The organism is Halomonas sp. 141, assembly GCF_002810305.1.
In the GTDB taxonomy this organism is placed as follows: Bacteria; Pseudomonadota; Gammaproteobacteria; order Pseudomonadales; family Halomonadaceae; genus Vreelandella; species Vreelandella stevensii.
Map to the genome: position 1 here is coordinate 58,441 of NZ_PINZ01000013.1, position 22,673 is coordinate 81,113.

Sequence of the window (22,673 nt, forward strand, 5' to 3'; positions counted from 1 at the left end):
TCTGGTCAGTGATGCGCCAGAGGGCTGTTCACAGACGCCTGGTGAGCAGGCGTGCAAAAGTCGCAGCCTAGCCCTTTCTTAGCGTGCTCAGCAGTTCTTCCAGCTTGCGCTGGTCAGCCATGAACTTACGAATACCTTCGGCCAGCTTATCGGTGGCCATCTCGTCTTCGTTCATTGCCCAGCGAAAATCGGCTTGTGCCAAGGCTTCTTGCGGTGAGCTGCTGGCGCCAAGGGGGCTGAGTTGGCGGGGCAGGTCGGCCTCGATCTCGTCCAGCTCCTTGAGCAGGGCAGGGGAGATGGTCAGGCGGTCACAGCCTGCCAGCGCCTGAATTTCACCGATGTTACGAAAGCTGGCACCCATCACGATGGTGGGGTAGCCGTGGCCTTTGTAGTACTCGTAAATTCCTTTGACCGACTGTACGCCGGGGTCCTGGGCACCGCTGAAGTCGGCATCAGGCTGGCGCGCCTTGTGCCAATCCAGAATCCGCCCCACGAAAGGCGAGATCAGCGTGACGCCGGCATCGGCGCAGGCTTGGGCCTGGGCAAAGCCGAACAGCAGTGTCAGGTTGGTACGAATCCCGTCGCGCTCCAGCTGGTGAGCGGCCTGAATGCCTTCCCAGGTGGAAGCCATCTTGATCAGAATACGCTCGGGACCCACGCCGTACTCGGCATAACGCTCGATCAACGAGTGGGCCTTGGCGATGGTCGCTTCCTTGTCAAAAGAGAGACGCGCGCTGACCTCGGTGGACACATAGCCGGGAACCAGCTTGCTGATTTCGCTACCGATATCCACCGCCACCCGATCGACCGCGTCGTCCAGGTCGGTGCTCTCCTTGGCGATACTGGCCAGACGAGCACGGCGCTCCTCCTGTTGGGCCGCCTGAAGAATCAGCGAAGGGTTGGTGGTGGCGTCCTCGGGCTGGAAGCGACGAATGGCCTCCAGATCCCCGGTATCGGCCACCACGGTGGTCATCTCTTTCAATTGGCTTAATAGACTAGTGGCCATGCAGTGCTCCTTGTATGAGTCATGGTTACTCTAACAAGGCTGGCTCGCGTTGAGTATGTTTGATCGGTGATGATAGCGAAGAATCCGCTGCCCGCCACTGATAGCCGACGGCCTGGGGTCGCTGGCTGATCTTGAATCGGGCCGCTTGCTCTCGCATCCCTTCGGCAGCCGACTCCAGCGACATGGCGTCCTGTGCGGTGGCATCGACCTGACGCGCATTGGCCTGGGTCACCTGGGTCTGTTCCTGCAGGGTCTCGTTGATCTCTTCGATGTTCTGATGCTGCAGGTGGGCGGCTTTGGCAATATCGGTAATCAGGCGGTGAGTCGAAGAGATCGAGCCGACCATCTCCTCGACCTGTTGGTTGGCATCTCGGGAAAGCTGGTTGCCGCGCTCGATACTGGTATTGGAAGAGGCCAGCAGGCCGCGAATCTGGGTGGCAGCTTCTGCGCTGCGGGTGGCCAGTGAACGCACTTCAGCGGCCACCACGGCAAAGCCGCGCCCCTGTTCGCCTGCACGGGCCGCTTCCACCGACGCGTTGAGGGCCAGCAGGTTCGTCTGGAACGAAATGCCATTGATGACGTTGACGATGTCGTTGACCTGCTTGGCGTGGGCATCGATCTCTTCCATGGTCGACAGAAAGGCTTCCATGGTGTGGTGGCTCTGCTGAGCTTGTGTCGTGGCGTGTTCGGTCAGTTCCTTGGCCTTCAGGGCATGCTCGGCGGTGTGGGCCACGCTATCGGTCAGGGTATGTACGTTGGTGGCCGTGTTGTCCAGTGAGGTGGTTTGCTGATGGGTGCGCGTGGCCAGGTCCTCGTTACCCAGTGCCAGCCGCTGAGCACTCTGGAACACGTGCTGGCTGTTGTCATGCAGTTGCTTGACGGTCTCGATCAGGGAGTTTTGCATGACCCCCAGGGCCGCATAGAGCTGGCCGATTTCGTTGTTGCCACGGGCCGGAACCTCGGCACTCAGGTCTCCTTCGGCCATATGACGAAAATGGCCGATCAAGTGGCGGATGGGCTGTAGCAACTGGAAGTGGCCCAGCCAGATCAAGGCGCCCATCAGGGCCAGGGAGACCGCCATACCCAGCGCCAGCCCAGCGGCCACCATACCTGCGCGCTGCTTGGCGTCCTGCATCAGACTGACGCCTTGCTGGTCGGCTACCTGATAAAACGCCCGGGCATGGCCTGCCAGGGCCTCGCTATGATCCATGGCTTCCAGAGTGATTTGCCGATAGCCGCTGCGGTCACCGGAGGTAATCGCGTTGCGCTGGGCATCCATGCTGGCCAGCAGTTGATGGGCGCGCTCATCGATGGCGTCGCGCAACGCTGAATAGGGGCTGTCCTGAGTGGCCTGAAGGAAACTTTCCAGCGCCTGGGACATCTCGTTCAGCTCGTGCTCGACGGCTTCCAGCGCTGCGATGGGGTCACCGAGCGACGGACGCAATTGGCGCTCCAGAGCACGGTCCATGCGATTGAGACCCTCCAGGCTGGCAATGTGCAGCCGATTCAGCGAGGAGGCTTGCTGGACATTGACCTGCTCCAGCGAAGCCAGGTCACGCTGGCTCTGCTGCATGATATGCCAGGCCAGTGCGGCGAACATCAGCAGGCAGCCTGCCATCAATAGCAGTGCGGCCAGGCTCAGGTTGCGTAGCGAAATGTTTTCCAGCTTTTTGAGTATCATCGTGGCCCTCAGGACAGCGTCATTTGAATCATGACGGGCAGCTTAATGGGCAAATGTTTCAGTTCTGAGTGGGCGATGCGCGATCCTGGGGTTGAGTGTATGATTAGCGTCCTATCTAAGTGGCCAGCGAGCGGCCAACCAGCGTAGCTTTCGAGGAGATGTATGGAACTCAATCCGCGTCGCGTAGCGCTATTGGTGGCGGCCAATACGGCGTTGGCCCCTTTTGCAATAGACGCCTACCTGCCTGCCATGGGAGTGCTGGCGGAAAGTATCGGTGCCAGCATTCACCATACCGAGCTTTCCATCAGTATGTTTCTGTTCGGCTTTGCGCTGGGGCAGCTCTGTTTTGGCCCGCTGTCGGACCGCATGGGCCGCAAACCTGTGCTGCTCAGCGGGCTGGTGGTCTTCATACTGGCCAGCTTGATGATCACCACCGCCGATAGCCTGACATCCTTGCTGGCATGGCGGTTCGTGCAGGCGCTGGGCGGGGGAGCCTGCGTGGTCAATTCGGCGGCCATCGTACGGGATTGTTTCAGCGGGCGTGAGGCTGCCAGGGTGATGTCCACTATGGCCATGATCATGATGCTGGCGCCGCTGGTGGCGCCGGCGGTCGGGAGCCTGCTGCTATATATCGCCGGCTGGTGGCTGATCTTTGTATTTCTGGCAGTCTATGCAGGCTTTTTGCTCTGGCTGCTGGGAACACGCCTGCCTGAAACCCGCGCCCCGGGCCTGCCTGTTGCCACTCCTCGTCAGGTGCTGGGTAACTACGCCAGCGTGCTGCGTCACCGGGAAGGGATGGGGTACATTTGCGCCGTGGCAGCCTCGTTTGCGGGCCTCTTCGCGTTCGTAACGGCCTCACCCTTTCTTTATCTGGAGTATTTCTCCCTCTCTCCGGGCGTTTACCCGCTGGTGTTTGGGGTCAACGTGGTCATGATTGCGCTCTCCAATCGGCTGAATATCCATCTTCTGCGCAAGCGCACACCCCAGCAGAACCTGCGCTTTGGCTTGACGGTGCAGCTATGCGCCGCGCTGGCACTGGTGGCTGCTACGGCCCTGGGCCTGGCCTCGTTGCCGGTGGTGGTGGCGCTGGTGATGCTGTTTACCGGCATGATTGGGCTGATCACGCCCAACGCCATCTCGTCGCTGTTGGATCATTTCGGCCATATCAGCGCCACGGCCACGGCGCTGCTGGGAGGCATTCAGTTCAGCTGTGGCGCGCTGGCGGGTGTGCTGGTGGGCCTCTTCCAGGTAGAGCACCTCTGGCCGATGGTGCTGACCATGCTGGGCGCGGCGCTGCTGGGTAATATCGGGGTGAGAAAGCTCACCCAGGCGGTCTAGGCGTGGCGATGCTCGAATGGCTGGCGCTCACCATGGAGCTCTCTTTGGGAATTTCTCTGGCAACATGGCTGGCCTGTGCCGGGGTGCTGCTGCTGGGGGCTTTCGTACAGCGTGCCACGGGGTTTGGCCTGGCGGTCGTCGGGGCACCGCTGCTGCTGATGCTGGAGCCACGGCTGGTGCCGGTGGTGCTGGTGCTGTTCGGTTTTACGGTCTCGCTGATGATGGTGCGCCGCTATTGGCACGAAGTGCATCTGCGCGAGATTAGCGTGGCACTGGTGGGGCGGCTGCCGGGTAACGGGCTGGGCATCTGGCTGCTGCTGGCGGCGCCCATGGCCGTGCTGGAAACGCTGATTGCCGCCATCGTGCTGTTTGCGGTCGGCGTGACGCTGTGCCGTTTTCATTTGCCGGTGAATCGCGTCACACTGTTCGTGGCCGGTGTACTGTCGGGCATCTTCGGCACCGTGGCTGCCATTGGTGGGCCGCCCATCGTGCTGTTGATGCACGGCTTTTCGCCGGATCGCATGCGCGGCAATCTGGCGGCCTTCTTCGTCATCACCTCGCTGCTGACCCTGGCGACGCTGGCGCTGGCGGGGCAGCTCAGCATCTGGCATTTCAAGCTGGCGCTGACGTTTCTGCCTGCCGTGTTGATCGGTAATGCGTTGGCGGATGCGGTGGCCCATCGGCTGGATAAAGTACTGCTACAGCGCTGTTCATTGGCCCTGTGTACGCTGGCGGCGCTGGGTTTGCTGCTGTGATAGGGCCCCAGGCCAACGCTTCGTTAACACTCCTCGCTAAAAAAATTATCGCTGTCATATTTCTGCAATCGTCGCTGTGCAAACTCCTCGGTGTGAAAGGCCAATCGCCAACATTGCCGAACGGCTCAAATCGAATAGCCCAGGCATGAAACTAGAAGGGGACACGACGATGAAAGTAACGAAAAAGACACTGGGTGTTGTAGTTGCTGCCGCTCTTGCTACCGGCGTATCAACGGCTGCTACTGCCCGTGACACCGTGCAAATCGCTGGTTCTTCGACGGTACTGCCGTTTGCCAGCATTGTTGCTGAAGAGTTCGGTAACACTTATTCCCAGTTCAACACTCCGGTCGTCGGTTCTGGTGGCTCCGGTGGCGGCCTGCGCCAGTTCTGTCAGGGCGTTGGTGAGAACACCATCGACATCGCCAACTCTTCTCGTGCCATCCGCAGTGGCGAAGTAGCCAACTGTAACGAAAACGGCGTCAACGACATCCTCGAAGTGATGTTCGGCTACGACGGTATCGTGTTTGCATCGCGTATCGACCGTGAAGAGTTCGCTCTGACGCCTGAGCACGTGTTCAAGGCCGCTGCCGCTCAAGTCACTCAGGATGGTCAGCTGGTCGACAACCCCTACACCCGCTGGAACGAAATCGACAGCAGCCTGCCCGACCAGGAAATCGTGCTGGTGATTCCGGCTTCCAACCACGGCACCCGTGAAGTATTCGAAGAGAAAGTCATCCACGCTGGCTGTGAAAGCGACGCCAACGTAGAAGGCGATGCCTGTGACTCGCTGCGTGGCGATGGCCGTATCGTCGAAATCGCCGGTGACTATACCGAGACGCTGGCTCGTCTGGATGCCCAGGCAGATGCCGTTGGTGTCTTCGGTCTGAGCTTCTACGACCAGAACCGTGACCGTCTGCAAGTGGCCACGGTGGATGGCGTGACGCCCAGCCTGGAAACCATCGGTTCTGGCGAATACCCCGTTTCTCGTCCGCTGTTCTTCTACGTGAAGGGCGAGCACCTGGACGTGATCCCGGGCCTGGCCGAGTACACCGAGTTCTTCCTGAACGACATGATTTCTGGCTACGGCAGTCCGCTGGAAGACGCTGGTCTGATCCCAATGAGCGAAGAAGAGCGTGCTGAAGCACTGGCTCAGTTCCAGGCCCGTACCGTGGTAAGCGTTGAAGAGTAAGACTGCCGTCATCGCTTCACAGCGGTGATCAGGTAGGTATTGCGCCGGCATCATGGAAATGGTGCTGGCGCTTGAACGTAGGAAATCATGGGCGGAGAGAGAATGAGTAACATTGCCTTGATAGCCACGCTACTCGTGATAATGGCCTTGGCTTACCACTTGGGGTTAACACGCAGTCGCGCGGTTGCGGCAGAGCACGATGTCAGAATGCATTCGCGCCCCGGTTATTATGGAGCGTTGGTGGCCTTGTGGTGTGGGCTGCCAGCGCTTGCCCTATTTATATTGTGGTCGCTGTTGGCACCACAGTTGATTGATATGCTGGTCGTTCAGCAACTGCCCCCCGAGCTGGTGGCAGGCATGAGCGAACGTGAAATGAACACCTTGTTGCGGCGTATCACCGCGCTGGCCAACGAGCGTAACGTGGCCGGAGGGGGAAGCGCCGAGGAGTTGGCCGCGGCCGCACACATGGCGCGCCTGCAGACTTTCCAGAACACCACGCTGATCGCGCTGATGGCCGTGGTGGCCGTGGTGGGGCTGGTGTTTGCCCGGCGGCGTATTTCCCCTCAGTGGCGGGCGCGTAATCATGTCGAGCGCGTGATCTCCATTGCGCTGGCTTCCTGCTCCGCCATCGCGATTTTCACCACGGTGGGTATCGTGCTGTCGATGCTGGGCGAAGCGCTGAAGTTCTTCAGCTTCATCAGCCCGGCAGAGTTCTTCCTGGGCACGACCTGGAATCCGCGTTTCAGCACGTCGGGAAGCGATGCGCAGGGGGAATTTGGCCTGCTGCCGCTGCTGTGGGGCACCATGATGGTGAGTATCATTGCCTTGCTGGTGGCGATCCCCGTGGGGCTGATGACGGCGATTTACATGGCCGAATACGCGCCCCCCTGGCTGCGTAACGTGGCCAAGCCGATCATCGAAATTCTGGCCGGTATCCCGACCATCGTGTACGGTTTCTTTGCCCTGATCGTCATTGGGCCTTTCCTTTCCAGCCTGGGCGATATGGTCGGTATCAATATCCGCACCACCAGCGCGCTCACCGCGGGCCTGGTGATGGGCATCATGATCATTCCGTTCGTGTCGTCACTCTCTGACGACATCATTACTCAGGTGCCCAAGTCACTGCGCGATGGTGCGCTGGGGCTGGGGGCAACCAAGTCCGAGACCATTCGCCAGGTGGTATTGCCTGCGGCGCTGCCGGGTATCGTTGGTGCCTTTCTGCTGGCGGCCAGCCGCGCCATCGGTGAAACCATGATCGTGGTATTGGCGGCCGGTAATAACCCGGTACTGCACGGTAATCCGTTCGAGGCGGTATCGACCATCACCGTGACCATCGTCAACCAGTTGACCGGGGACATGGACTTTGCCAGCCCACAGTCGCTGGTGGCCTTTGCTCTGGGCTTGACGCTGTTCGTCATTACCCTGGGCCTGAACGTCATCGCACTGGTTGTGGTGCGTAAATACCGCCAGCAATACGAGTAAGCGACCATGTCTATTACGATTGAGCAGCGCCGTCAGCATCGCCTGACCACGATCGAAAACTCGCTGGCAAGACGTCATCGTCAGGAAAAGCGTTTTCGCTTTGCCGGGTTGGCCGCCGTCGTGACCGGCCTGACCCTGGTCGCCATTCTGTTCATCAGTATTCTGATGCGCGGTGTGCCGGCGTTTTGGCAAGCGACGCTCTACCCGGAGGTGTACTTCGACCCCGAAGTGATCCAGCTGGAAGAGAAGCCGGTGCGCGCCAGCGGTGAAAGCCAGTCGGCGTTCAACGAACGTTATTCCGCGTGGCTGACCCAGGCAGGACTGGTCAACTGGCAGTCATTGATCGACCGCGCCATGGAAGAGGCGCTGGGGGTCGAGGTCGAGCCTCAACAGCTACGTGATCTGCGTGCCCTGGTGACCTCGGGTGAGCGCTTTGCACTGCGTGAGAAGTTCATCAAGGATCCTTCCTTGCTGGGCCAGACCGTGGAAGTGAAAATGCTCGCGGCGGCCAACGTCGACGTCTGGATCAAGGGCAATATCGACCGCTCGCTGCCGGATGCGCGTCAGCAGTTGAGTGCCCAGACCCGGGAATGGGCTGACCGCCTTTACGATGAGAACGTCATCCGTAACTCCTTCAGTACGTCGCTGTTCCTGAATACCGACTCGCGCAGCTCGCCTGCGTCGGCGGGCCTGGCAGGGGCCTTCATGGGGTCGCTGTTCATGATGCTGATCGTGATCACGCTTTCGGTCCCCATTGGTGTAGCCAGCGCCATCTACCTGGAAGAGTTCGCGCCCAAGAACCGTTTGACCGATCTCATCGAGATCAATATCAACAATCTGGCAGCCGTGCCTTCCATCGTGTTCGGCTTGTTGGGGGCTTCCATCTTCATAGGCTATCTGGGCATGCCGCTGTCGGCGCCGCTGGTGGGCGGCCTGGTGCTGACGCTGATGACCCTGCCGACCATCATCATCGCTACCAGGGCATCGCTGCGCTCGATTCCGCCCTCCATTCGCCAGGCGGCGTTGGGGATCGGCGCATCGAAAGTGCAGACGGTCTTCCACCATGTATTGCCCTTGGCACTGCCGGGTATCCTGACGGGCTCCATTCTGGGCGTTGCCCAGGCGCTGGGCGAGACGGCACCGCTGCTGCTCATCGGCATGAATGCGTTCGTGTCCAACGTGCCCAGCACGCCATTGGAGCAGTCGGCTGCGCTACCGGTACAGATCTATCTATGGCAGGGTAACGAGCTGCGCAATTTCTTCGAGGCGCGTACGTCAGCGGCCATCATTGTACTGCTGGGGTTGATGCTGAGCCTGAACGCACTGGCAATCTGGCTGCGTAAAAAATTCGAGACGAGGTGGTAAGTGAATACTTCAACAGAGCCCAAGACATCCCCATTGGTGAGCGTAGGCGCTGGCGAGAGCCGCACCAGTAAAGCCACCGACAAGGTCAAGATGAGCGCCCAGGACGTCAAGGTCTTTTACGGTGCCAGTCAGGCGATCAATGGTATCAGCCTGGATGTGTACGAAAACGAAGTGCTGGCGTTCATCGGGCCTTCTGGCTGCGGTAAGTCGACCTTTCTGCGCTGCTTGAACCGCATGAACGACACCATCGACATCTGTCGGGTCGAGGGCAAGATCACCCTGGATAACAAGGATATCTATGCCCCGGATCGCGATGTGGTACTCCTGCGTGCCCAGGTAGGCATCGTGTTTCAGAAGCCCAATCCGTTTCCCAAGTCGATTTATGAAAACATCGCCTATGGCCCGCGTCTGCACGGTCTGGCAAAGCGCAAGGCCGAGCTGGACGACATCGTCGAGAGCAGCCTGCGCCGTGCCGGGCTCTGGGAAGAGGTCAAGGATCGACTGGATCAGCCGGGCACCGGGTTGTCGGGTGGCCAGCAGCAGCGCCTGTGCATTGCCCGCACTGTGGCCGTCAGCCCGGACATCATCCTGATGGATGAGCCGTGCTCGGCCCTCGACCCCATCGCGACGGCCAAGGTGGAGCAGCTGATCGATGAGCTCAGCGAGAGCTATACCATCGTCATGGTGACCCACAACATGCAGCAGGCGGCACGCGTGGCCGACCGTACGGCGTTCTTCCACATGGGGGATCTGGTGGAGGTGGACAGCACCGACCAGATCTTCACCAATCCGCAAGACCAGCGTACCCACGATTACATCACGGGGCGCTTCGGGTGATCACGCCGTACTGATCACGGGTTACCCGCAGGGGGCGTGGCCGCCTGCGGGTTCGATAGCTGGTTTTTTTTGATTTTTAATATATGATTTTTCATATATTGACGATTCACTTGGCTCTGGAGGTTCAGCATGTCACTACGCATTGGTATCAACGGGTTTGGCCGTATTGGTCGTCTGGCACTGCGCAGCCTGTGGGCGCGAGCCGCTGCCGACGAGGTAACCCTGGTGCGCATCAACGACCCGGGCGGCGATGCGGCGACGTTTGCTCACCTGCTGGAGTTCGACTCGGTACATGGCCAGTGGGCGCCGGGGCAGGGCATTGGCGCTACCCCGGAGGCGATCACCATCGATGGCCGTACCATCGCCTTCAGCGCCCACAAGACGATTGCCGAAGGTGACTGGTCTGGTTGCGATGTGGTGATCGAATGCTCCGGCAAGATGAAAACCACGGAGAAGCTGCAGGCCTATCTGGATCAGGGGGTCGAGCGTGTGGTGGTCAGTGCGCCGGTCAAGGAGGAGGGCGTGCTCAACGTGGTGGTGGGCGTCAACGATCATCTGTTCGACCCTGCTACGCACCGCATCGTCACTGCGGCCAGCTGCACCACCAACTGTCTGGCCCCCGTGGTCAAGGTCATTCTGGAAACGTTCGGTATTCGTCATGGTTCCATGACCACGGTGCACGACATTACCAATACCCAGACGATTCTGGACGCACCGCACAAGGACCTGCGCCGGGCGCGCGCCTGCGGCATGAGCCTGATTCCCACCACCACCGGTTCGGCCAAGGCGATCACCGCCATCTTTCCCGAACTGACCGGCAAGCTGAACGGCCATGCGATTCGCGTGCCGCTGGCCAATGCCTCGCTGACCGATATGGTATTCGAGCTCGAGCGCGAAGTGACCGTCGAGGAGGTCAATCAGGCGCTCAAGATGGCCGCAGAGGGGCCCTTGAAGGGGATTCTGGGTTACGAGGAGCGGCCGCTGGTGTCTATCGACTATCGCACCGACCCGCGCAGTTCGGTCATCGATGCGCTCTCGACCATGGTCGTGAATGGTACGCAGCTGAAGCTCTACGCCTGGTACGACAACGAGTGGGGGTATGCCAACCGCACCGCTGAGCTTGCCTGGAAGGTGGGCAAGGAGCAGGCGCGCCGTGGCTGAGTCGCTCAGGGCACGCATTGGCGCACTGCCTTTCGAAGTGCGCCAGTATATGCTGATCACGGGCAACTACTGGGCGTTTACCATCACCGATGGGGCCCTGCGGATGCTGGTGGTGATGTACTTCCACCAGTTGGGTTACTCGCCGCTGCAAATCGCCATGCTGTTTCTGTTCTACGAAGCGTTTGGCGTGGTGACCAATCTGGTGGGAGGGTGGTTGGGCGCGCGGTTGGGGCTCAACCGCACCATGAACGTGGGGCTGGGGCTGCAGATCGTGGCGCTTGCCATGCTCATGGTGCCTGCCGGAATGCTTACCGTCGTTTGGGTCATGGCGGCCCAGGCGCTGTCGGGTATTGCCAAAGACCTGAACAAGATGAGCGCCAAAAGCGCGGTGAAAGTGCTGGTGCCGGCTGATAGCGCCAATGCCAACAGCGCCTTGTACCGCTGGGTAGCGATGTTGACCGGCTCCAAAAATGCCCTGAAAGGGCTGGGCTTTTTTGTGGGCGGCGTGCTGCTGACGCTGATCGGCTTTCGCGGCGCGGTGGTGGCCATGGCGCTGATGCTGGGTGCCGTGCTGGGGCTGTCGCTGTGGCGGTTGAAGGCTGACCTTGGCAAACAGAAGGTCAAGCCAAAGTTTTCCGAGATTTTCTCCAAGTCCCGCGCCATCAATGTGCTTTCGGCGGCGCGCTTCTGCCTGTTCGCCTCCCGGGACGTGTGGTTTGTCGTGGCCTTGCCGGTATTCCTCTATGATCAGCATGGCTGGAGCCACTGGACCGTGGGTGGGCTATTGGCCGCCTGGATCATTGGCTACGGCGGGGTGCAGACCCAGGCGCCCAGGCTCACCGCACTGTTCCGTGGAGACGCTCGGATGCTCACGGCTGGCTGGGCCGCCGCGCTTGCCGTGCTCGCCATTCTGCTGGCTCTGCTGCCCCTGGCACAGGTGGGGTGGCTGGTAGTGGGGCTGCTGGCCTTCGGCGTGCTGTTTGCCGTCAACTCCAGCTGGCACAGTTATCTGATCGTCCACTATGCCCGTGCCGATGGCGTGTCCATGGACGTAGGCTTCTACTACATGGCCAACGCCATGGGCCGCCTGGTCGGCACGCTGCTCTCGGGCTGGCTCTACATGGCCTATGGTTTGAGTGCGTGCCTGTGGGTGGCGGCGGCGCTGGTGGCTGCCAGCGCGCTCATGGCACTGGCGCTGCCCAGGCAGGTGGCGTGATTCGCTCGCCTGGCGCTGGCCTGACGCTCACCCTGGGGAGTGCCCAGACCCTTGCCTGGGCGTCCAGCTACTATCTGCCCGCCATTCTGGCGGGGCCCATGGCGCTGGAATTGGAGCTGTCCACTCGCTGGATATTTGGCGCCTTCTCGGCAGCGTTGCTGCTGGTCGCCATGTTGGGACCCAGCGTCGGGCGCTTGATCGATCGCCAGGGCGGGCGCGGTGTGCTGATGGCCTCGAACGCCATCATGGCGGTGGGCTTGTTGGCACTGGCGCTGGCGCAAGGGGCGGTGACACTGGTGCTGGCATGGTTGCTGATGGGCGTGGGCATGGCGCTGGGTCTTTACGATGCGGCCTTTGCCACGCTGGGGCGGCTGCTGGGGAGTCATGCCAGGGCATCGATTACCGGCGTGACCCTGGTGGCAGGATTTGCCAGTACTCTTGGCTGGCCCATCACTGCCTTCATCGAGAGCGAGTGGGGCTGGCGTGCTGCCTGCGCCAGCTGGGCGCTTGCCCATGTCGTGTTGGGAATGCCCTTGAACGCTCGCTTGCCCAAGGCCGAGCGAGCGCTCTCCAGCGCGTCGAGCCCTGCGTCTGAGGCGCCTGAACGACCGCGTTTTACCCTGCTGCTGCTGGCGTACGTGTTCGCGGCGGGCTGGTTCGTCTCCACGGCCATGGCCGCCCACCTTCCCAGGCTGCTGCAAGAGAGTGGCGTTTCTCTGTCGGTGGCGATTGCAGCGGCTGCTCTGGTGGGGCCTGCGCAAGCAGCGGCGCGTATGGGAGAGTTCGTTTTGCTGCGCCGTTTTCACCCCTTGTTCGCAGGCAGGATCGCTACCACGCTGCATCCCGTGGGCGCCGGGTTGCTGACGTTTTTCGGCATGCCGGCCGCCGGGTTTGCGTTGCTGCATGGCGCGGGTAACGGCATGATGACGATTGCCTCTGGGACGCTGCCCCTGGCACTGTTTGGCCCGCAGGGGTTTGGGCGCAGGCAGGGGCTCATCATGATGCCCGCTCGGGCCTTGCAAGCCCTGGCGCCGCTGCTGTTTGGGCTGCTGATCGACCAGTGGGGCGCATCCGCGCTATGGCTGACGTCGCTGCTCATGCTGGCAGCCACGCTAGCGCTGCTGAGTATCCCGGCTCCCCGGCGTTAACGGGGCGCCCTCCAGAAATAGCCGCCTGAATTTCCACCATCCTTCCACCCGTAATCGCAGGCCTTGCCAAGCAAGGGACGGCTCTATCCAGAGGCCGGCCTCTGGCAACTGATGATATTCGAAGGCCGATGTGTCGCTTGGCGCGCCCAGCTCTGCCACGGCGATATGTGCCGTCCCGCCACAGCAGCCATGACGTGGCGAACGGCGTACCGTCACCACGCCTCCGTGCTGCTGGATGAATGCCACGGCAGGGTGCTCCATCTTGATGACTTGACGCATGACGCTCCTGGCTGCCCATGCCGGGCGGTTAGGTGGGGGGATAGTAAACGGTCTCTCCGTCTTCCTTGGTAAATTGTGCAACAGGGTGGTCCAGGAGCGCCAATACCTGCTCGGATGGGCGGCATAATCGCGTGCCCTTGGGCGTACTGACGATGGGCCGGTTGATGAGCAGCGGGTGAGCCATCATGGCGTCGATGAGCTGGTCATCGCTCAACGTCGGGTCGTCGAGCTGCAGTTCATCATAAGGCGTCCCTTTCTGGCGCAAGAGCGCCCTGGGGGGCAGCTGCATCATGGCCAGCAGTGCCAACAGCCGCTCTCGGCTGGGCGGCGTTTCCAGGTAGTGGATCACCTGCGGTATTTCTCCCGATGCTTCGATCATGGCCAGCGTATTACGCGACGTGCCACACGCAGGGTTGTGATAGATCACGATCATGGCGGGGTCCTCATCAGGAGGGTTGGGCTGCAGGAAAATGCGCGCGCGTTTTATTGGCGATACGCACCAGGGCCAGCATGAGCGGCACTTCTACCAGCACGCCGACCACCGTGACCAGGGCTGCTCCAGACTGCAGGCCAAACAGCGCGATGGCGGCGGCCACGGCGAGTTCAAAAAAATTGCTGGCACCAATCATTGCTCCCGGTGCGGCGATATTATGCGGTACGCGCCACGCCTTGGCCCAACCGTAGGCGATGAAGAAAATAAGAAAGGTCTGAATGATCAGCGGAATGGCAATCAGCACGATATGCAGCGGATTGCTCAGGATGACATCGCCTTGAAAAGCAAACAGTAAGACCAGCGTGACGATCAGGCCCATGGGGGTGACCGGGGCCAGGCGTTTCATGAACACCTTGTCGTACCATTCGGCGCCTTTTCTGGCCATCAGCGCTTTGCGAGTGACATAGCCAGCGGCCAGGGGAATGACGATGTAGAGCACGACCGAGAGCAGCACCGTGTTCCACGGGACCTGGATGTTCGAGATGCCCAACAGCAGAACCACGATGGGGGCAAAGGCAAACAGCATGATCAGATCATTCAGCGCTACCTGTACCAGGGTGTAAGCCGCGTCGCCCCGTGTCAGGTAGCTCCATACGAACACCATGGCCGTGCAGGGGGCGGCCCCCAGCAGAATCGCCCCGGCCAGATACTGGTTGGCCAACGCTTCAGGGATGAACGGGCGGAAAATCACCATGAAGAAGAGCCAGGCCAGCGCGAACATGGTGAATGGCTTGATCAGCCAGTTGACGGTGGTGGTGATGGTCAGCCCCTTGGGCTGACGGCGCACACCGGCGACCGCGCTGAAGTCGATTTGTGCCATCATCGGGAAAATCATCGCCCAGATCAGCACGGCGATGGGCAGCGACACCTGAGCATACTCAAAGCGCGCCAGGGTTTCCGGTACCTGGGGTGCCCATTGACCCACGGCGATACCGACCATGATGGCAATGGCCACCCAGAGCGACAAATAGCGCTCGAAAAGTCCCATGTCGGCGCTGCTGGGGGCGGCTGGCTGTGGCTGTGTCATGTTCACTCCTCGTTCAAATGGCGCGCTGGTTGACCCGTCGGGAGAGCTCTTCGGCACTCTCCTTGCGCTCGGAGTAGCGGTCGGTTAGCAGGTCGCTGCGCTCTCGGGTCAGCAGCGTGAATTTCATCAGCTCTTCCATGACGTCCACGATGCGGTCATAGAAAGGTGAGGGTTTCATGCGGTCGTCGTCATCGAACTCCATGAAGGCCTTGGGCACCGAGGATTGGTTGGGAATGGTCAGCATCCGCATCCAGCGACCCAGAATACGCAGCTGATTCACCGTATTGAACGACTGGGAACCGCCGCACACCTGCATGACCGCCAGTGTCTTGCCTTGGGTGGGTCTGACACCCCCCAGTGCCAGAGGAATCCAGTCGATCTGCGCCTTCATGATGCCGGTCATGGCGCCATGTCGTTCGGGGGAGCACCAGACCATGCCTTCCGCCCACTGGGCCAGCGTGCGCAGCTCTTCCACTTTGGGGTGGCTGGCATCCTCGGCATCGGGGAGAGGCAGTCCGCTGGGGTCATAGATGCGTGTTTGAGCCCCCATGGCTTCGAGCAGGCGCGCGGCTTCTTCGACGACCAGTCGGCTGAAGGAGCGTTTGCGTAGCGAGCCATACAGCAGCAGGATGTTGGGGGAGGGGAGGTCGTTACTCGTCAACCCCAGGGATTCCGGGCTGGGAATCTTGAACAGGGCAGGGTCGAGGTTGGGTAAGGTGTCGAAGTGTGCCATGTGAAGGTCCGTTAAAACGATGTCCTTCATTTTGGCATTGATATATGAATTTTCATATATCTTTTATGGCAACCTCCACCATTTTGTCAGCCATGGTCCAGACGCGCTTCATCGCTGCCGCCATGAAGCGCGCTGTGAATCAGTCGATCAGCTCGACCGCCACGGCGGTTGCTTCACCGCCGCCAATGCACAAGCTGGCGATGCCGCGTTTGCCGCCTTTCTGGCGCAAGGCATGAATCAGCGTGGCGATGATGCGTGAGCCGGTAGAGCCGATGGGATGCCCCTGGGCACAGGCGCCGCCAAACACGTTGACCTTTTCATGAGGCAGGCCCAGATCATCCATGGCCATCAGCGTGACGACCGCAAAGGCTTCGTTGATCTCGAACAGGTCCACATCATCGACGCCCCAGCCAAGCTTTTTCATCAGCTTCTCGATGGCTCCTACCGGCGCGATGGTAAACTCGCTGGGATGACGCGAGTGGGTGGCATGCCCCAGCATTCTGGCCAGCGGTTTGACACCGTGACGCTGTGCTGCTTCATGGTTCGATAAAATCAGCGCCGAGGCGCCGTCGGAGATCGAACTCGCATTTGCGGCGGTAATGGTGCCATCTTTTGCAAACGCTGGGCGCAGCTGGCGAATCTTGTCCAGTTTGGCCTGAAAGGGCTGCTCATCGTGGGACACCACGGTTTCACCCTGGCGGGTCGTGACGGTGACGGGTGCCATCTCGGCATCCAGGTCACCATGGTTGGTGGCGGCCATGGCCCGTTCCAGCGAGGCGATGGCGAAATCGTCCAGCCGTTCACGGCTGTAGCCACGCTCGGTGGCCACCTCTTGTGCAAAGACCCCCATCAGCTTGCCGGTTTCGGCATCTTCCAGGCCATCGAGAAACATGTGGTCCTTCAGCTCACCGTGGCCCAGGCGATAGCCGCCGCGTGCCTTGGTCAGCACATGGGGGGCATTCGACATGGACTCCATGCCGCCTGCCAGCACTATTGCTCCACTGCCCGCCTTGATCAGGTCATGGGCCAGCATGGCCGCTTTCATGCCAGAGCCGCAGAGTTTGTTGATGGTCGTGGCACCATTGGCATCGGGAATGCCTGCCTGTCGCATGGCCTGGCGTGCCGGACCTTGCTTGACTCCGCCAGGCAGAACGCAGCCCATGATGCCCTCTTCGACGAGCGCAGCGTCGATGCCTGCTCGCTCGATGGCGGCGCGTATGGCCACGGCGGCCAGCTCCGGGGCGCTCAAGGTGGAAAGGCTGCCCATCATGCCCCCCATGGGGGTGCGGGTGGCGGATAAAAAGACGATGTCGGTAGCGTTACTCATGGCCTATCTCCTGATAGATTGTTGTGATTATCGTGCTGAGCGGCTAGCGATGCGTTGACCCGCTGGCGGGGCTGTGGTCTTCTCCTAGCTAACCAAGCAAGCGCTAGTGTAAATGACATGAATGTAATGAATGCCTCTCCTCGCCGCAAGGAATTGACGCGCTTAGCCGCTCAGCTATTCGTTCAAGAGGGCTTTGACCGCACCACGGTGCGCATGCTAGCCCAGGAAATGGGCATCAAGTCTGGCAGCCTGTTTCATCACTTCAAGGATAAGCAGGAAATTCTGGCAGCGGTGATCGAGGAGGGCACTCAGAACGCACTGGCCATCGCCAGAGCGGCGCTACAGGCGTGCCCCGATCAGCCAGAGGCGCGTTTGCATGCCATGGCGCGGGCACACCTCGATACGCTGTTTGCCGACCGTAATGCCCATGTGGTGGCGCTGTTCGAATGGCGTCGCCTGGACCCCGCGGCCAGCGCTCACTTGAGCCATTTGCGCGATGCCTACGAGGCCATGTGGGTCGAGGTGATCGACGATGCTCTGGCAGCAGGGCTCATTCATGGAGACCGCTTTCTGGTTTCCCGCTTTATTCTCGGTGCCTTGAACTGGACCGTTCGCTGGTACGATCCCAATGGCCCGCGCACCCCGGACAACCTGGCCGATGAGCTGGTCGCGATGATCCTGTCTCGATGATTTTTTCTCGATGATTTTTTCTTGATGGTTCCTGGCCCCCTCTGGCTTCGCCAGCCGCTGTCTGATCGACCAACGTCTAACCCTCTCGAGCGGCTTGTGGCTTGCGCTCCTGAGTAAATGCTTTTAGCGTTGAGATATTCGGTAGGCTTCCGTTAACGTAAACGGACAATAACACCAATACTACGTGGAATCCTGCCTGACCCAGTGCTCACGACCAACAACACAAGAGAGCCGTCATGACAGCGACATCAGCAGCAACCTCACTTCCCGCGTATTCGACATTTCTCGAGGATTTTTCAATAGATAGCGTCGTCGCCAGGCTGGATGACCACCACGATGGGTGCCTGAATGCCTACGAGGCTTGCTGTGGAAGGCACGTACGTCAGGGCCGTGGTGATGTGCTGGCGCTGGTGCATGAGGATACCCAAGGCCAAACCCACACGCTGACCTATGCCGAACTGGAGCAGCTGAGTGGGCATCTGGCAGGGTGGCTGAAAAGCCAGGGGCTGGGGGAGGGTGACCGCATTGCCTGCATGCTGCCGCGCTCGGCAGCGCTGCTGGTGGCCGTGCTCGCCACCTGGCGGATTGGGGCGGTCTACCAGCCGCTCTTTACCGCGTTTGGGCCTGATGCGGTCGATTATCGGTTGGGGCGGGCAGATACCAGGCTGGTGATAACCGATCACGCCAACCGCTATAAATTCGATGGCCTGAGCCAGTGCCCGCCGGTGCTGGCCGTGGGTGGCGCTACCCGCGAGCATGCCCAGGATCATGATTGGCAGGCGGCATTGACGTATACGTCAATCAGCGATACCCCGCCCCGGCTGTCGCCGGATCAGCCGTTCCTGCAGATGTTTACCTCGGGGACGGTCGGCAAGCCCAAAGGCGTTGCCGTGCCACTGTCGGGTATGACGGCCTTTGCGCTCTACATGGAGCTGGCGGTCGACCTGCGCGAGGAGGATCGTTTCTGGAACATGGCCGACCCTGGCTGGGCCTACGGCCTGTATTACGCTATTGCCGGGCCGCTGCTGTTGGGGGTGACAACACACTTTTGCGAAGCGGGCTTCAGTGCCGAAGGCGCGCTGGCGTTCATGAAGCGTCATCAGATCACCAATTTCGCCGCCGCGCCGACGGCCTACCGCCTCATGAAGGCGTCTGGCCTGTTCGACGACGCTCACCAGACCCTGACGCTACGGGCGGCCAGCTCCGCAGGGGAGCCGCTCAATACCGAGGTGGTCACTTGGGTGGAAAAATCGTTGGGCTGTCCGGTGATGGATCACTATGGTCAGACAGAAACGGGCATGACCTGTAACAACCACCACTCCCTGGGCCACCCCAAGCACGTGGGGGCCATGGGCGTCCCGATGCCTGGCTATCGTCTGGCCATTCTCGACGCCGAATACAACGAGCTGCCGCCTGGCGAGCCTGGCGTACTGGCAGTGGATATCAAGCGCTCGCCAGCCCACTTTTTCCAAGGCTATACCTGGCAGGAGAAAGACCCCTTCGTCAACGGCTACTACCTGACCGGCGATGTGGTCATTCGTAATGAAGATGGGTCGTTCCAGTTTGCTGGCCGTGATGATGACATCATTACCACGGCGGGCTACCGAGTGGGGCCAACGGATGTCGAGAATAGCGTCATGACGCACCCGGCGGTGGCCGAGTCCGCCGCCGTGGGGCAGCCGGATGAGATTCGTGGCGAAGTCATCAAGTCGTACATCGTGCTGCGCGATGGCTTCGAGCCCAGCGATGCGCTGGCGGAGGAGATTCGCCAGCAGGTACGCGAGCGGCTCTCTACTCACGCTTTTCCTCGGGTCATCGAGTTCGTCGATGAGCTGCCCAAAACACCCAGTGGCAAGATTCAGCGCTTCAAACTGCGTGCTCAAGCCGCCGAGCAAGCGCGCCACAACTCTTGATTTACAAGATATCATTCAGAGGAAGAGTGCCATGCAGGTAAAGGATCGTACGTTTTTGATTACCGGGGCGGCCTCAGGGTTAGGGGCGGCGACGGCAGCACGACTGGTAAAGGCGGGTGGGAAGGTGGTGCTGTGCGACATGAGTGATCGTGTGGCGGACCTTGCCGAGCAGTGGGGGGCTCAGGCGCACGCCTGCATCGCCGACATCACCTCCGCCGACGACATGCAGGCGGCGGTGAACAAGGCCGTTGCGCTGGGGGGCGAAAGCGGCCTTTCGGGAGTGATTCATTGTGCGGGCGTGGTCAGCGTGGCCAAGCTGGTGGATCGGCAAGGCAACCCGGCAGATCTCGAGAGCTATGCGCGCACCATTCAGATCAATCTGGTAGGTACCTTCAATGTCATGCGTCTGGCGGCCGCCGCCATGGCCAGCAATCCGCCAGACGATGGGGGTGAGCGGGGCGTCATCATCAATACCGCATCGATTGCCGCGTTCGATGGGCAAGTCGGGCAGTGCGCCTACAGTGCCTCCAAGGCGGGGGTTGTGGGCATGAGTTTGCCTGCCGCCAGAGAGCTATCGCGTCACGCCATTCGTGTCATGGCCATTGCGCCAGGGGTGTTCGAAACCCCCATGATGAGCGAGATACCGGACGAAGCTGCCCAGGCGTTGGCCGCTGCGGTGCCTTTTCCCAAGCGTTTGGGCAAGCCTGACGAGTTCGCGCTGCTGGCCGAGCAGATCATTACCAACCCGATGCTCAATGGTGAAGTGGTTCGCCTGGACGGTGGTATCAGAATGCAGTGATCTGCGCTCAGTAAGCTCTGATGGACAGCCTGCCCGTACTTTTTCGGGCAGGTTTTTTTATTTTAAAAACATGGTGTTAATAAGGTGAAGACCAAAGTTGTAGCCGATTTTTCGGTTTAATTCAAACGACTGCTTGACGGCGTCGGGCGTGCGCGCTAATTTTCAAACATGTGTTTGAAAGCGCCTGTTGAGTACCCGCTCTTTCAGCCCCCCGTTTAGGAGAAGTGACATGCCCAGCTATCAAGCCCCTCTGCGTGACCTGCGTTTCGTGATGAACGAAATGTTTGATTACCCTAGCCACTACGCGGCACTTCCCAACGGTGAAGAAGCGTCTCCCGATGTCGTTGGAGCGATTCTGGAGGAGGGCGCTCGTTTTGCTCGTGACGTGCTATTGCCACTGAACCAGAGCGGTGATGAAGAGGGCTGCCTGCTGGAAGGTGGTGAGGTCAAGGCTCCTCACGGTTTCAAGGAAGCCTATCAACAGTATGTCGAAGGGGGTTGGCCAAGCCTGGCGGCGGACCCTGAGCAGGGTGGGCAAGGCTTGCCGCATTCGCTGGCCATGATGCTTTCCGAAATGATTTGCGCCACCAACCTGGCGTGGGGCATGTATCCGGGGCTTTCCCACGGCGCCGCAGACGCGCTGCGTCATCATGGAACCGAGGCGCAAAAGGCCACTTACCTCACCAAGCTGGTCGAGGGCGTATGGACCGGCACCATGTGTTTGACCGAACCCCATTGCGGTACCGACCTTGGGCTGATCAAGACCCGTGCGGTTCCTGCTGAGGGCGACACGTATCAGATCACCGGCACCAAGATCTTCATTTCTGCCGGTGAGCACAATCTGGCCGAGAACATCGTTCATCTGGTGCTGGCCAAGCTGCCGGATGCGCCGGAAGGCTCCAAAGGCATTTCACTGTTCGTCGTACCCAAGTTCCTGCCCGATGCCGAGGGTAATCCCGGGCAGCGCAATGGTGTCAGCTGTGGCTCTCTTGAGCACAAGATGGGTATTCACGGCAACGCAACGTGCGTCATGAACTTCGATGGTGCCACGGGCTACCTGGTAGGCGCGCCGAACAAGGGTTTGGCTTGCATGTTCACCATGATGAATGCGGCCCGTCTGGGCGTGGGGATTCAAGGGCTTGGTCTGATGGAGGCCAGCTTCCAGAACTCGCTCAGCTATGCCCGTGATCGTTTGCAGATGCGTGGCCTTTCAGGTGTTCAGGCCCCTGATAAAGCCGCCGACCCGATCATTGTCCATCCCGACGTGCGTCGTATGCTGCTGACCCAAAAAGCCTTTGCAGAAGGCGGGCGCATGCTGGTGCTGTACACCGCCCAGATGCTGGACGTGGTCGAGCATGGCGCAGCAGGCGAAGAGAAGGAGCGTGCCGAGACCTTGCTTGGCCTGCTGACGCCGATCGTGAAGGCCTTCCTGACGGAAGTGGGCTTCGAGTGTACCAATGAAGGCGTGCAGATTTTTGGCGGTCACGGTTTCATCAAAGAGTGGGGCATGGAGCAGTTGGTACGTGATGCGCGTATCACGCGTCTCTATGAAGGCACGACCGGTATCCAGGCGCTGGATCTGCTGGGCCGCAAGGTGCTGATGAGCCAGGGTGAATCTCTCAAGGTCTTCACCAAGGAGATCCACAAGTTCTGCCAGGCTGAAGCCGACAACCCTGCGCTCAAGGAATTCATCGAGCCGCTGGCCAAGCTCAATGCCCAGTGGGGTGAACTCACCATGGGTATCGGTATGAAAGCCATGCAGGATCGTGAAGAAGTAGGGGCTGCCAGCGTCGATTACCTTATGTACTCCGGCTATGTCGCTGTCGCCTATCTGTTTGCTCGCGCTGCCAAGCAGGCCGCTAGCGCACAGGGGGGTGAAGATGCCGCTTTCTACACGGCCAAACTGAATACCGCGCGTTTCTACTACCAGCGTCTGCTGCCACGTACCAGGGCGCACGCCGCCATGATCCAGGCAGGTGCCGGTAGCTTGATGGCGATTTCCAGCGAAGATTTTGGCCTGGGCTTCGAGATCTAAGCCCACGCCTTTGCCAGGCACTCTCTGGTCAGGGGACTGATCGGTGGTTTGCGGCAGGTTTGCCCTCGGGCATTACCTGCCGCTTTTTTATCTCGACTATTTTGAAAACTTTTTAAAAAAGCCCTTGCCAACCCGGCAGCGAATCCGTAAAGTACGCATCCGCTGCCGGGGACGCCAAGCGTTACCAGCGGTGAAGAAG

At 60.3% G+C, this 22,673-nt stretch carries 21 protein-coding genes; 13 read left to right on the forward strand and 8 right to left on the reverse strand.

What is annotated here, in order from left to right:
- Positions 1–67 precede the first annotated feature (67 nt).
- A complete protein-coding gene (gene tal, locus CWI66_RS08260; protein WP_081195706.1) occupies positions 68–1,006 on the reverse strand; it encodes a transaldolase in 939 nt (312 codons plus the stop codon).
- 25 nt (positions 1,007–1,031) lie between these two features.
- Positions 1,032–2,687, reverse strand: coding sequence for a methyl-accepting chemotaxis protein (locus CWI66_RS08265; RefSeq protein ID WP_100731417.1), 1,656 nt, complete (start codon positions 2,685–2,687; stop codon positions 1,032–1,034).
- A 162-nt stretch (positions 2,688–2,849) separates the two neighbouring features.
- On the opposite strand from CWI66_RS08265, the gene CWI66_RS08270 reads away from it, so the two are divergent.
- The 9 genes from CWI66_RS08270 (at position 2,850) to CWI66_RS08310 (ending at position 13,178) form a co-directional block, all read left to right on the forward strand.
- A complete protein-coding gene (locus tag CWI66_RS08270; RefSeq protein ID WP_100731418.1) occupies positions 2,850–4,025 on the forward strand; it encodes a multidrug effflux MFS transporter in 1,176 nt (391 codons plus the stop codon).
- A gap of 8 nt (positions 4,026–4,033) precedes the next feature.
- Complete coding sequence (locus CWI66_RS08275; protein WP_081138416.1) at positions 4,034–4,780, forward strand: sulfite exporter TauE/SafE family protein; 747 nt, start codon at positions 4,034–4,036, stop codon at positions 4,778–4,780.
- A gap of 169 nt (positions 4,781–4,949) precedes the next feature.
- Positions 4,950–5,969, forward strand: coding sequence for a substrate-binding domain-containing protein (locus tag CWI66_RS08280; protein ID WP_100731419.1), 1,020 nt, complete (start codon positions 4,950–4,952; stop codon positions 5,967–5,969).
- A 102-nt stretch (positions 5,970–6,071) separates the two neighbouring features.
- Positions 6,072–7,451: a phosphate ABC transporter permease subunit PstC gene (gene pstC, locus CWI66_RS08285; protein WP_081138388.1), complete on the forward strand. Its 1,380-nt coding sequence runs from the start codon at positions 6,072–6,074 to the stop codon at positions 7,449–7,451.
- 6 nt (positions 7,452–7,457) lie between these two features.
- Positions 7,458–8,816, forward strand: coding sequence for a phosphate ABC transporter permease PstA (pstA, locus tag CWI66_RS08290; RefSeq protein ID WP_016914325.1), 1,359 nt, complete (start codon positions 7,458–7,460; stop codon positions 8,814–8,816).
- 90 nt (positions 8,817–8,906) lie between these two features.
- On the forward strand, positions 8,907–9,653 hold the full coding sequence (pstB, locus tag CWI66_RS08295) for a phosphate ABC transporter ATP-binding protein PstB (protein ID WP_232710799.1): 747 nt from the start codon (positions 8,907–8,909) through the stop codon (positions 9,651–9,653).
- A 129-nt stretch (positions 9,654–9,782) separates the two neighbouring features.
- Positions 9,783–10,814: an ArsJ-associated glyceraldehyde-3-phosphate dehydrogenase gene (locus CWI66_RS08300; RefSeq protein ID WP_081138390.1), complete on the forward strand. Its 1,032-nt coding sequence runs from the start codon at positions 9,783–9,785 to the stop codon at positions 10,812–10,814.
- Entirely contained in the window at positions 10,807–12,030 is a 1,224-nt protein-coding gene (arsJ, locus tag CWI66_RS08305; RefSeq protein WP_016914322.1) for an organoarsenical effux MFS transporter ArsJ, read from the forward strand. The genes CWI66_RS08300 and arsJ overlap by 8 nt, the downstream gene beginning before the upstream one ends.
- Complete coding sequence (locus CWI66_RS08310) at positions 12,027–13,178, forward strand: MFS transporter (RefSeq protein ID WP_100731430.1); 1,152 nt, start codon at positions 12,027–12,029, stop codon at positions 13,176–13,178. Before arsJ ends, CWI66_RS08310 begins: the two co-directional genes overlap by 4 nt.
- Here CWI66_RS08310 and CWI66_RS08315 read toward each other — a convergent pair.
- The 5 genes from CWI66_RS08315 to CWI66_RS08335 all read right to left on the reverse strand — a co-directional run bounded on the left by CWI66_RS08315 (position 13,143) and on the right by CWI66_RS08335 (position 17,037).
- Positions 13,143–13,457 carry a CC/Se motif family (seleno)protein gene (locus CWI66_RS08315; RefSeq protein ID WP_100731421.1) on the reverse strand — a complete coding sequence of 105 codons (315 nt, stop codon included), beginning with the start codon at positions 13,455–13,457 and terminating at the stop codon, positions 13,143–13,145. The genes CWI66_RS08310 and CWI66_RS08315 overlap by 36 nt on opposite strands.
- 28 nt (positions 13,458–13,485) lie before the next feature.
- Positions 13,486–13,890 carry an arsenate reductase (glutaredoxin) gene (arsC, locus tag CWI66_RS08320; protein WP_016914320.1) on the reverse strand — a complete coding sequence of 135 codons (405 nt, stop codon included), beginning with the start codon at positions 13,888–13,890 and terminating at the stop codon, positions 13,486–13,488.
- A gap of 13 nt (positions 13,891–13,903) precedes the next feature.
- Positions 13,904–14,977, reverse strand: coding sequence for an ACR3 family arsenite efflux transporter (gene arsB, locus CWI66_RS08325; protein WP_100731422.1), 1,074 nt, complete (start codon positions 14,975–14,977; stop codon positions 13,904–13,906).
- 13 nt (positions 14,978–14,990) lie between these two features.
- Complete coding sequence (gene arsH, locus CWI66_RS08330; RefSeq protein ID WP_016914318.1) at positions 14,991–15,710, reverse strand: arsenical resistance protein ArsH; 720 nt, start codon at positions 15,708–15,710, stop codon at positions 14,991–14,993.
- Positions 15,711–15,849: 139 nt separating this feature from the next.
- Positions 15,850–17,037, reverse strand: coding sequence for an acetyl-CoA C-acyltransferase (locus CWI66_RS08335; protein ID WP_100731423.1), 1,188 nt, complete (start codon positions 17,035–17,037; stop codon positions 15,850–15,852).
- 126 nt (positions 17,038–17,163) lie between these two features.
- On the opposite strand from CWI66_RS08335, the gene CWI66_RS08340 reads away from it, so the two are divergent.
- The 4 genes from CWI66_RS08340 to CWI66_RS08355 all read left to right on the forward strand — a co-directional run bounded on the left by CWI66_RS08340 (position 17,164) and on the right by CWI66_RS08355 (position 22,474).
- The gene (locus CWI66_RS08340; protein ID WP_100731424.1) at positions 17,164–17,727 is read left to right on the forward strand and encodes a TetR/AcrR family transcriptional regulator; all 564 of its coding nucleotides are present in this window, start codon (positions 17,164–17,166) and stop codon (positions 17,725–17,727) included.
- Between the two features lie 236 nt (positions 17,728–17,963).
- Complete coding sequence (locus CWI66_RS08345; protein WP_100731425.1) at positions 17,964–19,640, forward strand: AMP-binding protein; 1,677 nt, start codon at positions 17,964–17,966, stop codon at positions 19,638–19,640.
- A gap of 31 nt (positions 19,641–19,671) precedes the next feature.
- On the forward strand, positions 19,672–20,439 hold the full coding sequence (locus tag CWI66_RS08350) for an SDR family NAD(P)-dependent oxidoreductase (protein ID WP_100731426.1): 768 nt from the start codon (positions 19,672–19,674) through the stop codon (positions 20,437–20,439).
- A 229-nt stretch (positions 20,440–20,668) separates the two neighbouring features.
- Complete coding sequence (locus tag CWI66_RS08355; protein WP_100731427.1) at positions 20,669–22,474, forward strand: acyl-CoA dehydrogenase C-terminal domain-containing protein; 1,806 nt, start codon at positions 20,669–20,671, stop codon at positions 22,472–22,474.
- Here the strand turns inward: CWI66_RS08355 and CWI66_RS18315 are convergent.
- The coding region (locus tag CWI66_RS18315; protein WP_232710798.1) for a hypothetical protein at positions 22,471–22,673 on the reverse strand (203 nt) is incomplete at its 5' end. The genes CWI66_RS08355 and CWI66_RS18315 overlap by 4 nt on opposite strands.